This is a genomic window from Buchnera aphidicola (Pterocallis alni), from assembly GCF_964059075.1.
Classification (GTDB): Bacteria; Pseudomonadota; Gammaproteobacteria; order Enterobacterales; family Enterobacteriaceae; genus Buchnera_L; species Buchnera_L aphidicola_AN.
On the sequence record NZ_OZ060377.1, the window covers coordinates 231,184 to 244,901 of the forward strand.

General features: G+C 22.6%; 12 protein-coding genes. 5 read left to right on the top strand and 7 right to left on the bottom strand.

Annotated features, from left to right (window positions below; genetic code table 11):
• Positions 1-11: 11 nt before the first annotated feature.
• Positions 12-707, top strand: coding sequence for a 2,3-diphosphoglycerate-dependent phosphoglycerate mutase (gene gpmA / locus AB4W54_RS01030; RefSeq protein ID WP_367674273.1), 696 nt, complete (start codon positions 12-14; stop codon positions 705-707).
• Positions 708-790: 83 nt separating this feature from the next.
• Positions 791-1,753, top strand: a complete 963-nt coding sequence (pfkA, locus tag AB4W54_RS01035; RefSeq protein WP_367674274.1) for a 6-phosphofructokinase — start codon at positions 791-793, stop codon at positions 1,751-1,753.
• A gap of 94 nt (positions 1,754-1,847) precedes the next feature.
• Here pfkA and tpiA read toward each other — a convergent pair whose 3' ends face one another.
• The 6 genes from tpiA to serS form a co-directional block, all read right to left on the bottom strand.
• Positions 1,848-2,615, bottom strand: a complete 768-nt coding sequence (gene tpiA, locus AB4W54_RS01040; RefSeq protein WP_367674275.1) for a triose-phosphate isomerase — start codon at positions 2,613-2,615, stop codon at positions 1,848-1,850.
• Positions 2,616-2,751: 136 nt separating this feature from the next.
• The gene (rpsA, locus tag AB4W54_RS01045; protein WP_367674276.1) at positions 2,752-4,383 is read right to left on the bottom strand and encodes a 30S ribosomal protein S1; all 1,632 of its coding nucleotides are present in this window, start codon (positions 4,381-4,383) and stop codon (positions 2,752-2,754) included.
• A gap of 104 nt (positions 4,384-4,487) precedes the next feature.
• Complete coding sequence (gene cmk, locus AB4W54_RS01050) at positions 4,488-5,156, bottom strand: (d)CMP kinase (RefSeq protein WP_367674277.1); 669 nt, start codon at positions 5,154-5,156, stop codon at positions 4,488-4,490.
• Between the two features lie 85 nt (positions 5,157-5,241).
• Positions 5,242-6,522, bottom strand: coding sequence for a 3-phosphoshikimate 1-carboxyvinyltransferase (aroA, locus tag AB4W54_RS01055; RefSeq protein WP_367674278.1), 1,281 nt, complete (start codon positions 6,520-6,522; stop codon positions 5,242-5,244).
• A gap of 42 nt (positions 6,523-6,564) precedes the next feature.
• Positions 6,565-7,653 carry a 3-phosphoserine/phosphohydroxythreonine transaminase gene (gene serC / locus AB4W54_RS01060; RefSeq protein ID WP_367674624.1) on the bottom strand — a complete coding sequence of 363 codons (1,089 nt, stop codon included), beginning with the start codon at positions 7,651-7,653 and terminating at the stop codon, positions 6,565-6,567.
• Positions 7,654-7,717: 64 nt separating this feature from the next.
• Positions 7,718-9,010: a serine--tRNA ligase gene (gene serS, locus AB4W54_RS01065; protein ID WP_367674279.1), complete on the bottom strand. Its 1,293-nt coding sequence runs from the start codon at positions 9,008-9,010 to the stop codon at positions 7,718-7,720.
• A gap of 173 nt (positions 9,011-9,183) precedes the next feature.
• Here serS and trxB point away from each other — a divergent pair, with 173 nt between their 5' ends.
• From trxB to aspS, 3 genes are read left to right on the top strand one after another with little or no spacing between them, the layout of a single operon-like run.
• Positions 9,184-10,149, top strand: coding sequence for a thioredoxin-disulfide reductase (gene trxB / locus AB4W54_RS01070; RefSeq protein ID WP_367674280.1), 966 nt, complete (start codon positions 9,184-9,186; stop codon positions 10,147-10,149).
• A 25-nt stretch (positions 10,150-10,174) separates the two neighbouring features.
• Positions 10,175-10,393 carry a translation initiation factor IF-1 gene (gene infA, locus AB4W54_RS01075; protein ID WP_367674281.1) on the top strand — a complete coding sequence of 73 codons (219 nt, stop codon included), beginning with the start codon at positions 10,175-10,177 and terminating at the stop codon, positions 10,391-10,393.
• A 34-nt stretch (positions 10,394-10,427) separates the two neighbouring features.
• Complete coding sequence (gene aspS, locus AB4W54_RS01080) at positions 10,428-12,122, top strand: aspartate--tRNA ligase (protein ID WP_367674282.1); 1,695 nt, start codon at positions 10,428-10,430, stop codon at positions 12,120-12,122.
• Between the two features lie 1,372 nt (positions 12,123-13,494).
• Here the strand turns inward: aspS and AB4W54_RS01085 are convergent.
• Positions 13,495-13,662, bottom strand: coding sequence for a hypothetical protein (locus tag AB4W54_RS01085; protein WP_367674283.1), 168 nt, complete (start codon positions 13,660-13,662; stop codon positions 13,495-13,497).
• Positions 13,663-13,718: the final 56 nt, after the last annotated feature.

Here is a 13,718-nt window from a genome sequence, read left to right on the forward strand (position 1 = left end):
GGGTTATTAATATGAAAAATACTCAATTAGTACTTATGAGACATGGAGAAAGTACTTGGAATCAATTAAATCAATTTACAGGATGGACTGATGTAAAATTATCAGTACAAGGTAAAAAAGAAGCAAAATTAGCCGGAAAATTACTCAAAAAAAAAAAATTCATATTTGATGTAGCTTATACTTCCTTATTAAAAAGAGCTATTCATACATTATGGATAGTATTAAAAAAAATAGATCAATCATGGATAACAGTAAAAAAAAATTGGAGACTTAATGAACGACATTATGGAAAGCTACAAGGGTTAAATAAAAAATATATATCAGAAAAATATGGGGAGAAACAAGTAGAAAAATGGCGTAGAGATTTTAAAATTATACCTCCATGTATCAATGTACAAAATCATGAAATATTTTGCAATGACCCAAAATATAAAAAATTAAAAAAAAAAAATATACCAACTGCAGAAAGTTTGCAGTCAACTCTTCAAAGAGTAATTCCTTATTGGGAAAAAAAAATTCTATTGGATCTAAATAAACAAAAAAATGTATTAATTATTGCTCATGGTAATTCATTAAGAGCATTAATAAAATATTTATCTAATATTGATGATAATGAGATATCTAATTTACATATTCCTACTGGTATTCCAATAGTATACACTTTTAATAAAACAATTTCACGAGAATATACATTATTAAGTAATTAATACATATTTTAAATAAAAATATAAAATTTTTATAATTAATATTATATTATTAATATCAATTATATATTGTTAAATATTAATTTATGATTAAAAGAATTGGAGTTTTAACAAGTGGAGGTGATTCTCCAGGAATGAATGCTGCTATTCGAGCAATAGTGCGTACCGGGCTAAATGAGAAATTAGAAATATTTGGTATATATGATGGATATTTAGGATTATATGAAAATAGAATGATAAAATTGACTCGCAATAGTGTATCTAATATGCTAAATAAAGGAGGTACATTTTTAGGATCATCTCGATTTCCGGAATTTAATCAAAAAAATATACGTTATGAAGCAATAAAAAATTTAAAAAAAAATAATATAGACAATCTAATAATTATTGGAGGAAATGGATCATATATAGGAGCGAAAAAATTAAATAATATGGGTGTTTCTTGTATTTGTATACCAGCATCAATTGATAATGATGTTACTGGAACAGATTATACTATTGGTTATTTCACAGCTTTACAAACAATAGTAGAAGCTATTGATCGTTTACGAGATACATCATCTTCACATCAGAGAATATCAATAGTAGAAGTAATGGGAAGAAATTGCGGTGATTTAACTTTAGCAGCAGCAATAGCGGGTGGATGTGAATTTATTATTATACCAGAAATTCCTTACAAACAAGAATTGTTATTACAAGAAATAAAAAATGGTATTAAAAAAAATAAAAAACATGCCATTATTGCAATTACTGAATGTATTTGTAATGTCAATCAATTAGCAAAATATATTGAAATATTTACGCAACGTGAAACAAGAGCTACAATATTAGGGTATATACAAAGAGGAGGTATACCGGTAGCATATGATCGAATTTTAGCATCAAAAATGGGTGCATATGCAATATCGTTAATTATAAAAAAATATAAAGGAAAATGTATTAGTATTAAAAATGAAAAAATTATCCATCATGATATTGAAATATCTGCTAATCATGTCAAACAACAAAATAAATATGAATTATTTAAATTAGCAAAAAAATTATATTAAATATATTATATATGCCGGTTTATTCCGGCTCTTATTATACTATATCATACATTCAAAAATATTGTAAAATATTATTTATCATTTAAAATAAATATTATATTTTCAAATTATGTATCAATTGTAATATTTTAATAAATTTATGAAGTGAAATTGATGCACCCCCTAATAAAACCCCATCTATATCATCTTGCATAAAAAATTCTTCAATATTAAGATCATCTACCGAACCTCCATATTGAGTAATAATTTCATTTCTTTTAACATTACTATAATCACTAATATAATTTTTTATAAAATTATTAATATTTTGAATCTCTCGTGCTGTTGCACTATATCCAGAACCTATGGCCCATATAGGTTCATAAGCAATTATAGAATTTTTAAAAGCATTTTCTCCAACATATTTTAATATATCATCAATTTGCTTACTACATATTAATTGTGTCTTGTTTTGTTTTTTTTCTTCTAAAGTTTCTCCTATACATAATATTGGAACCATATTTCTTTGTTTTAATAAAGAAAATTTTTTTGCAATTATTTCATTACTTTCATGATGAAATTTTCTTCGTTCAGAATGTCCAATAATAACATATTTTATTCCATTATCCTGTAACATATCCACAGAAATTTCACCAGTAAAAGAACCTGAAATATGTATATCAACATTTTGTGCACCAATAAAAAAATTTTTTTCTCGTATATTACTAGTAAAATGATGCACATATAATAATGGAGGAGCAAGTACTATTTTATAAAAAATAGGATTATCTAAAAAATATTTTTTTAATTTTATAATAAATTTATCTACAAAATTATTATTACCATTTAATTTCCAATTTCCAATCACAGTAAATTTTTTCAAATACCCCCCTTGATTCTATAAAGAAACTAAATACTAATTTAAATATAGTATTCAGTTTCTTAAAATATAAAAAATTTTATTAATATATTGCATATAATATTTTATATATTATAATACTAATTTTTTAAAATTATAATTAAAAAATAATTGAATTTGATATATTATAATAAACATCTTCTTTAAATTTTTTTAAAAACATTTTTTTTCCATTTTCAATATTTGAATAATTTAATTCCAAACTTAGATATATCATTCTTTCTTTTTTATCAAAAGAATTAAACTTAGCCTCTATTAAATCTCCAATTTGTAATTTAGATGAAATATTTTTAAAATTTATATTACCGATAATTTCATCAGATAATTGAATAATTGCTATATCATTAGAAATGGATATCACTTTCCCTGGAACAATATCATTTTTCTTATTTTGTTTAATATATTTATTAAAAGAATCTGGTTTTAACTGTTTAATACCTAAAGAAACTCTTTCTCTATCAAAATCAACTTGTAAAAGAACAGCTGTAATTATATCACCTTTTTTATATTTTTTTAAAAGACTTTCATCAGAATGTACCCACGAAATATCTGATAAATGTATTAATCCATCAATACCACCCTCTAAACCAACAAAAATACCAAATTCAGTAACAGATTTAACTTTACCTGTTAAATGCATACCCTTTTTATGAGATTGAGCAAAAATCATCCACGGATTTGGTTGACATTGCTTTAAACCTAAAGAAATACGACGTCTTTCTTGATCAATATCTAAAATCATAACTTGTACAGAATCTGCAATATTCACTACTTTAGTAGGATGAATATTTTTATTTTTCCAATCCATTTCAGAAATATGCACTAATCCTTCAATCCCTTCTTCAATTTCTACAAAACAACCATAATCTGTTAAATTAGTAACTGTCCCATTCACTTTAGATCTTACAGGATAACGAGTTAAAATCGCATTCCAAGGATCTTCGCTAAGTTGTTTTAATCCTAAAGAAACTCTAGTTTTATCGCGATCAAATTTTAATACTTTAACGGTAATTTCATCCCCCATACTCACAACATCACTAGGATGTTTTACTCTTTTCCAAGCCATATCAGTAATATGCAATAATCCATCAACTCCACCTAAATCAATAAAAGCACCATAATCCGTCAAATTTTTTACTATCCCTTTAACTTCCATACTTTCTTTTAAATTTAATAATAATTGATTTCTTTCAGCATTGGTTTCAGATTCAATCACTGCTTTTCTAGAAACAACAACATTATTTCTTTTTTGATCTAATTTGATAATTTTAAACTCTAATTCTTTACCTTCTAAATGATTGGTGTCTCTAATAGGTCTAATATCCACTAAAGATCCTGGCAAAAAGGCACGCAATTCATTTAATTCAACTGTGAAACCTCCTTTCACTTTTCCACTAATTACCCCTACTACAGATTGCGAATCTTGATAAGCTTGTTTTAATTTTATCCAAGATTCATGTCTTTTTGCTTTTTCACGAGATAATACAGTTTCTCCAAAACCATCTTCTATTGCATCCAATGCAACATCAACATAATCTCCAATTTTCACTTCTAACTGACCATTATTATTTTTAAACTGTTCAATAGGAATATAAGATTCAGATTTTAATCCAGAATCTATCAAAACCATATCTCCCTGAATATCTATTACTGCCCCAGAAATAATAGATCCGGTTTTAATATTTACTTTTGTTAAAGATTTTTCAAACAATTGTGCAAATGATTCATTCATATAAATATTTTATTATCTTTAAATATAACAACTATTTCACATCATGTTTAATAGAGTAATTTATATATTCTATAATCATCCTAATTATAGAGAGAGTTAATCACTTAGATAAACTTATTAACATAACTTATAACATAATTTAACAATTCAAAAAAAGTCATATTATCAGAATTAATAATTATAGCGTTATTTGCAGGTTTTAAAGCAGAATATTTTCTATTTATATCTCTATAATCTCTTTTTTTCATAGTATTATATAAATCATTAAAACTAATATTAATACCTAAATTGTTAAAATCACACATTCTACGATGCACACGAGTAATTAATGTCGATTGTAAAAAAAATTTTAAAATTGCATTAGGAAAAACAACTGTACCCATATCACGACCACTAGCAATTAATCCAGGTTTACGTAAAAATAATCTTTGTTTAAATAATAATACATTACGTATATATGCAATAGTAGCTAATTTAGAAGAAACAGAAGTTACTTGATGAGACATAAGATCTACATGTTTAATATCTCTATATGTTAAACAATTTATATATCCATCTTGATAAATAAAATAATTCTCTAATTTATCAAGTATATATATATAATGTTCTTGAGAAAAATTACATTTATGTTTTAAAAATAAAAAAGCAATAATTCTATATAGTACACCAGAATCTAAAACAAACCATTTTAAATATTTAGATAAAGAAACAGATAAAATACTTTTACCAGAAGCGCTGGGTCCATCTATTGTAATCACTTTATGTACATTCATAATCTATCATTCTCATATAATTTTTTATATATAAAAAAATATTAAAAAATAAATTCTATAATTATAATTATACATTATAATATATTTAATGACTCACTTTTAATAATTCAGTAAAATATTTGGGAAAAGTTTTAGCAACACAATTGGGATTTTTAATAGTAATAGGTGTACCAGATAAAGATAATAATGAAAAACACATAGCCATTCTGTGATCATTATAAGTATTAATATGAGAATGAAAAAATTTTTTAGGTGGATTAATATATAAATAATCCTTACCTTCTTGTACTATAGAGCCAATTTTTTTTAATTCAGTACTCATAGCGTGTAGTCTATCTGTTTCTTTTACTCTCCAATTATATATATTATAAATTTTACTCGTATCATTTGCAAATAATGCAAGTATAGCAACAGTCATAGCAGCATCTGGAATATTATTCCCGTCTAAATAGACATGTTTTAAAATACCTTTATAACATGTAACACAATTTTCTCCCCAAACAATTTTAGCTCCCATCATTTCTAAAACATCTAAAAATTTTATATCTCCTTGTATGCTATTTTTATTTATTCCATGAATACATATTGACTTTCCTTTAATAGCAGCAGCTGCAAGAAAATATGATGCTGAAGATGCATCTCCTTCAATAAAATATTTTCCAGGAGAAACATACTGTTGATTACCTGGAATAAAAAAAGATTTGTAATTATTATTTTTAATATATACTCCAAAATCCTTGATTATTTTTAAAGTCATATCAACATATGGTTTAGAAGTCAAATCATTCTTAATAACAATATTAGTATTGAACTTTGCTAAAGGAGCAGCTATTAATAAAGATGTTAAAAATTGACTAGAAATATTACTATTAATTTCAATATCTCCTCCAACAAAACCACCCTTAACACAAATAGGAGGAAAATATTTTTTATTCATATATTTAATATTTGAACCCCCTTGTCGTAAAGAATCTACTAAATCCTTTATTGGTCTTTCTTGCATCCTACTATCACCAGTTAATACAATTTCTCTTTTTTGTAATGCTAATACTGCTGTTAATGGTCTCATAGCAGTACCTGCATTACCTAAAAATAATGATAATTTATTATTATTATCAAAAATATTTTTATTACCTTGTATAACACAAGTTTTCTTATCCCAATTTATAACATAATTAATACCTAAACTTTTTAATGCATATAACATACACTGAACATCATCACTATATAACAAATTTTTTAAATAAGTTTTTCCGGTAGCAATTGCAGATATTAATAGTAATCTATTTGAAATACTCTTCGATCCTGGTAAATGTATATTACCATATATTGAAGAAACAGGATCTAAAGTTAAATAATTTAACATATAATAATTCCTTAAAATTATACTATATATAATACAATTTTATTATCCAAATCTTTTTTCGAAGTATTTCATAAAATCAACCAATTTCCTTACCCCTGAAAATGACATAGCATTATATATAGAAGCTCTAAAACCACCTATAATTTTATGACCTTTAATAAATTTTAATCCAAATTTTATAGATTTGTTTATAAACATATCATTTAAACTACAATCACGTAAACGAAATGTTATATTCATTTGAGATCTATTATATTTATCGATATCATTAATATAAAAATCACTTTCATCTATTTTTGTATATAAAAATTTAGCTTTTTTAGCATTTAATTTTTGAAAATATTGTACACCTCCCATATTTTTCATCCATTTTAAAACTAAACTAGATAAATACCAAGAAAATGTTGCTGGTGTATTAAACATAGATTGATTTTTAAAAATATTTTTATAATCCATAATAGATGGTATCAATGGATGTACCTGACCTAATAAATTACTTTTTGCAATAATTATAGTAATTCCAGAAGATCCAATGTTTTTTTGAGCACTAGCATAGATTAAATCATATTTTTTAATATCAATAACACGAGATAAAAGACAAGAAGAAAAATCACCTATTACTTTTCTATGTATAAAATTTGGTTCTTCGTAAATTGCAACACCTTCAATAGTTTCATTAGGACAAAAATGCATATAAGCCGAATTTTTACTTAATGGCCAATGATTCATATTCATGATAGAATATTTATTATTTATTTTTTTTTTAACAATAATATGTTTTGGTGTACAATATTTTTTAGCTTCTACCATGGCATGGTAAGACCAATATCCACTATCAATATAATCTGCTTTATTACAATTTCCTAATAAATTTAAAGGAATAGAAGAAAACTGCCCTCTAGCTCCACCACTACAAAACAAAATAATATATTCTTCAGGAATATTTAATAAATTTCTTAAATATTTTGTAGATTCTTCTACAACAGTATTAAAATCTAAACTTCGATGACTAATTTCTAAAACAGAACAACCAGTATTCTTCCAATTTAAAAATTGTTTTTGTGCATATAACATAACCTCTGTCGGAAGCATACTTGGACCAGCGCTAAAATTATATATTTTTTTTTTCATCATTATTATATCATATCATTAATTTATTAAAATATTATATCCAAAAATATATTGATTATACTTACTATATAAATTCTATACCATTCATATAATATTTACGTAATATATCAGGAATTTTAATTTTACCATTAGAACATTGATAATTTTCTAATATAGCAGCAAGAGTTCTTCCAATAGCTAAACCAGATCCATTAATTGTATGTAAAAAAAATTTTTTTTTAATATTTTTTTTGAAATATTTGGCCTTTATTCTTCTTGATTGAAAATCTGACATATTAGAACAAGAAGAAATTTCTCTATATTTATTTTCAGAAGGAAACCAAACTTCTAAATCATATGTTTTACAAGCAGCAAAACCGGTATCTCCAGAACACAACAATACTTTACGATATGGTAAATCTAATAATTGTAAAATTACTTCTGCGTGATGTGTTACTTGTTCTAGACTTTCCATAGCGTTTTCAACAGTATTCATTTGTAATATTTCTACTTTATCAAATTGATGCATACGTACTAATCCACGATTATTAACTCCATAAGATAAACTTTCTGCCCGAAAACAAGGAGAGTATGCAGTTAACATCACAGGTAAATTATTTGAATTAATTATTTTATTACTAAATAAATTAGTTAAAGAAACTTCAGCGGTAGGTATTAAAATATATTTATCAACTTTATGTTGATTAATGATAGTAGAAACATAAAATAATTCTTCTTTAAATTTAGGGAGTTGGCCTGTACCATACATACTTTTTTTATTTACTAAATATGGTATGTATGTTTCTATATATCCATGTTTTTTAGTATGTATATCTAACATAAATTGACCTAAAATTCTATGTAACCAAGCTAATTTATTATTCATAAAGACAAAACCAGAACTTGATATTTTACTAGCAGTAATCCAATCCAAACCATTATTTTTATTACCTAAATCAACATGATCACAAATTTTAAAATGAAATGTTTTCACTTTACCCCATATATTTATAATTTTATTATCATGAAAATCTTTTCCATGAGGTACAGTAATATCAATTATATTTGGTATGGATAATAAAAATTTATTAATTTTTTTTTTTACTATATTTAATTTTTTATTATTCCAAATTAATAAATTCTTAATTTTAAAAATTTGTAATTTTAAATTGTTTAAAAAAAAAATATTTTTTTTAATATATTTAAACTGCTTAGACAAGAAATTATATTTCGATCTTAAATTTTCAATATTTATTTGTCTTTTTTTTCTTTTATACTCCAAATTCTGAAAAATCTTTATATTTAAAACAAATCCTTTATTTCTTAAATTATCACATAATAAATCAGAATTATATTTTAATAAATTTGGATCAATCATAATATATTAATAATTTTATGAATAAGTAAAATTATTATAATGCATACTAATAATAATGATACATTTATTAAATACAAGATATTTTTTTGTAAATACATTATAAAATATATTTTACTAATATTAATATCTTCAATATATATAAATTATACATAAATTATTACGAGAAAATAAATATGGATAATATGAAAACAAATAACATCAAAAAATTAATCATTATTGGTTCTGGACCAGCAGGATATACAGCATCTATATATGCTGCTAGAGCTAATCTAAAACCAATATTAATTACAGGATTACAAAAAGGAGGACAATTAACTACAACAAATAACATTGAAAATTGGCCAGGTAGATTACAAAATACTAAAGGAATAGAATTAATGAATGATATGGAAAAGCATGCACTTAAATTAAATACAAGAATTATACAAGAAGAAGTACTAAAAATAGATTTTTCAAAAAAAATATTACAAATTATCTTAGAAAAAAAAAAATATTTTAGTTATGCGGTGATTATTGCTACAGGATCTTCTCCCCGTTATTTAGGATTAAAAAACGAAAAAGAATTCCTTGGGCGAGGAATATCAACTTGTGCAACATGCGATGGTTTTTTTTATAAAAACAAAGAAGTGGCAATAGTAGGAGGTGGAAATACAGCAATAGAAGAAGCATTATATTTATCTAATATTGTTTCTGTAATACATTTGATACACCGTAATACTTCCTTTAAAGCTGAAAAAATTTTAATGAATAGATTAATGCAACAAGTAAAAAAAAAAAAAGTTATATTATATACTAATTATATTGTTAATAAAATTATAATAAAAAATCAAAAAATACAATCTATTCAAATTATTTCTGATTATTTAAGTAAAAAAAAAACAATTTGTATATCAGGATTATTTATTGCTATTGGAAGTATTCCCAATACACAAATTTTTGCAAAACATATAAAAACAAAATCTGGATATATAACAATACAAAAAAAATATAATAATATTACTACACAAACCAATATACCTGGTGTTTTTGCAGCAGGAGATGTTGTAGATACAATTTATAAACAAGCCATTACAGCCGCGGCAAGTGGATGTAGAGCAGCTTTAGATGCAGAAAAATATTTAACTACATTAAATATATAAATCAAATTTATAACATGGAAAATATATGAATAAAACAAATTATATTGAAATGCAAGGTAGTATAATTGATACATTGCCTAATACTACATTTAAAGTAAAATTAGATAATGGACATATTGTAACAGCATATATATCAGGTAAAATGAGAAAAAATTATATTAGAATACTTAATGGAGATAAAGTTACAGTACAAATTACTCCATATGACTTTACTAAAGGAAGAATTATATTTAGAAGTAGATAAATGATAAATATATTTATTATATAGGTTTAAATATATGCGTACAAAATATTGTGGGGACATTATATCTAGTGATATAGGAAAAATAGTTAAATTATGTGGATGGGTACATAATATTAGAAAATTTAAACATTTTATTTTTGTAGATATACGAGATACTATAGGTATAGTACAAGTTCTTTTTAATAATACAAATAGTGAAATATTTGAAAAAGCTTTAACATTAACACAAGAATCATGCATACAAATTATTGGAATTGTTCAAAAAAAAAAAAAAAAAAATGAAAAAATTAAAACTGGAAATTATGAAATTAATGCTCAAAAAATAAAAATATTTAATTATTCAAGTAAATTACCTTTAGAAATTCACAAAAATAACGATGATGTAATAAGATTAAAATACCGTTATTTAGATTTAAGAAATCATTATATGTTACAAAATTTAAAAATACGAAATAAAATTGTATATATTATTACACAATTTATGCAGAAAAATAATTTTATCAATATTGAAACTCCAATGTTAACTAAATCTACCCCAGAAGGTGCAAAAGATTATTTAATACCCAGTAATATACATATTGGGAAATATTATGCATTACCACAGTCTCCACAATTATTTAAACAATTATTAATGATATCTGGTATCGAGAAATATTATCAAATTGTAAAATGTTTTAGAAATGAAGATTTAAGATCTGATAGGCAACCAGAGTTTACACAAATTGATATTGAAGCATCATTTATAAAAAAAAAAAAAATGATGAATATCATAGAAAATATGATAAAAATTTTATGGAAAGAAATAATTAATTACCAATTAAACACATTTCCAACGCTTACTTTCCAAAAATCAATAGAAAAATATGGAACCGATAAACCTGATTTACGTATTCCTACAAAAATAATAAATATAGATCATTTAAAATGGAAAAGTAATATTATTGATTATAATAATAACATAAAAACAAAATCATTAATTATTAAAAAAGGCATTTTTACACAAAATAAAAAAAAAATAAATAAATATACCACGATAATAAAAAAAAGTAAAAACATTTTCTTTACTTATATATATGTTAAAAATTTAAATACAAAAAAAAATGGTATTATCAGTTCAAATATAAACTTTACAATACATGATATTAATACAATAATCAAAACAACAAAAGCGTACAATGGAGATATTATATTAATTATTCACGGAAAACAAGATATAGTAAATAAAATACTTAGTTATTTAAGAATAAAAACTTACAATATTCAAAAATATCAACATCTTTGGAAACCAGTATGGATTATAGATTTCCCTCTTTTTACAAAAAATGAATATAATCAATTTACATCTACACATCACCCCTTTACAGCACCAAAATCTTCTAGTATAGAAATATTACAATCTCATCCAGAATTAGCTATATCAAAAGCTTATGATTTAGTAATCAACGGTTATGAAATAGGTGGAGGATCAGTGCGTATACATAAAAAAAAAATACAGAAAAAAATATTTAAAATATTAGGTATAAAGAAAAATAATTATCAACATACATTTGATTTTTTTATTAACGCATTAAAATATGGAACACCTCCGCATCTAGGAATTGCATTAGGTTTAGATAGAATTACCATGTTATTAACCAATACAAAAAATATTAAAGATGTTATTGCTTTTCCTAAAACTAATTCTGCAGTTTGTATTATGACAGGAGCACCTTCCAAAAATATTTATTAATAAAAAATATATTTATCTTAACTGAAAAATAGGATTTTATATTATAAATAAATATTTTATATTCTTAAACTAAACAAATATACTATATGACATGAAAATAATAGTAATAATAATACAAAAAATCAGAATAAGATAATACTGATAATTATAATAATATTAATTATAATAGATCAAATTACTATTTGTATTTAATAAAAAAATTTTTGTGAAATAATAAAAATAATTAATAAAACAGTAATTCATAATAATCTCATTCACTTAATTTAAATACCAATGAATAAAACTATCATAATTATTAAAAATAATTTTATTTTTAAAATATTCATAAGATAAATATAAGATAATTATGTATGCATAATCACTAATTTTATTCATTCCAAACAACATATCATAATACTTATAATAACTATAGTTATAAAAAAAAATAATCATTAAATCAATTTAATAGATTCTTAATAAATATCCTAATAAATATTGTATTAAATTAACTCTATTATTTTTTGGTTAAAGAAAAAAATAATTATTCCAGGATATCAATAACTGTACGTAATTTTTATTAACAAAGGTATCAAAAAAATGTCAAAACATTAAATATCAACACTGATAATTACTATAATAAATAATTAAAATAATACTACATCAAATAAATTAAAATATAATAGTAAAAATAATATAATCCTAAATAAAAAACATGAGATAACATATTACAAAAAACATATTTCTGTAAAATATAAAATAACTTCATAGCAAAAAAATATAAAAATAGTCACATTTCTGCTATTAAGTATAAAAAAATTTTTTATATATTGTACATATCACCGTATAAATAGCAATATTAATTTTATTTAAAAAGATAACTATGTAATATAAAACTGATTCTTTTAATTACGTACAACCTAAAATAGAAATCAATTTAAAATTTTTAAAAATAAATTAAGGTCATACAAAAAATAAATGTATTTAAACATATGAATTCATTAGTTATAACTATACAAAAATTTAAATCATACAATACTATATTAATCAAACTAAAAATACATTTTTTATTCTATTCATTAATTCATAAAATATCATTTTACCAAATATATTAACACTTTTTTTTGGTTCAAATTAAATTAATAATTATAAATAATTTAACAAAATTTTAGTTAATAATATTTTTTGTACAATTTTTTTTAGATAAAATCTGTAATGAAAAATATTTTAAATATTTTTATTTTACTAATTTTAATATCTGAAAAATATTCACTATTTTAAATACATAAAATAATTATATACATCTGTCTATAAAAATAGAAAATACACAATAAAATTTCATTTTTATGAAAAATATTTTTTTTAAAAATGATTTTTTTTTAATACTATACCTTTATTAAATTTTAATAAACCCAATGATACATACTAAAATAGATTCACCAAAACTGCTAGATCTAATTATAATAGTAATATGATTGGGTATTAAAAGTAGTACTATATTTAATAATACATTTTGGTTATAAAAATTACTATATACCTTTTTAAATTCAATAAATAAATTCATAATATTTTATAAATAGAATGAAAATTATGTCATATGTTATAATAAAAGTTACATTT

Bases quoted from the DNA above. Each gene is read 5' to 3' on its own strand.
- gpmA (WP_367674273.1), top strand. From the start codon at position 12: ATGAAAAATACTCAATTAGTACTTATGAGACATGGAGAAAGTACTTGG.
- pfkA (WP_367674274.1), top strand. From the start codon at position 791: ATGATTAAAAGAATTGGAGTTTTAACAAGTGGAGGTGATTCTCCAGGA.
- rpsA (WP_367674276.1), bottom strand. From the start codon at position 4,383: ATGAATGAATCATTTGCACAATTGTTTGAAAAATCTTTAACAAAAGTA.
- cmk (WP_367674277.1), bottom strand. From the start codon at position 5,156: ATGAATGTACATAAAGTGATTACAATAGATGGACCCAGCGCTTCTGGT.
- aroA (WP_367674278.1), bottom strand. From the start codon at position 6,522: ATGTTAAATTATTTAACTTTAGATCCTGTTTCTTCAATATATGGTAAT.
- serC (WP_367674624.1), bottom strand. From the start codon at position 7,653: ATGAAAAAAAAAATATATAATTTTAGCGCTGGTCCAAGTATGCTTCCG.
- serS (WP_367674279.1), bottom strand. From the start codon at position 9,010: ATGATTGATCCAAATTTATTAAAATATAATTCTGATTTATTATGTGAT.
- trxB (WP_367674280.1), top strand. From the start codon at position 9,184: ATGGATAATATGAAAACAAATAACATCAAAAAATTAATCATTATTGGT.
- infA (WP_367674281.1), top strand. From the start codon at position 10,175: ATGAATAAAACAAATTATATTGAAATGCAAGGTAGTATAATTGATACA.
- aspS (WP_367674282.1), top strand. From the start codon at position 10,428: ATGCGTACAAAATATTGTGGGGACATTATATCTAGTGATATAGGAAAA.
- AB4W54_RS01085 (WP_367674283.1), bottom strand. From the start codon at position 13,662: ATGAATTTATTTATTGAATTTAAAAAGGTATATAGTAATTTTTATAAC.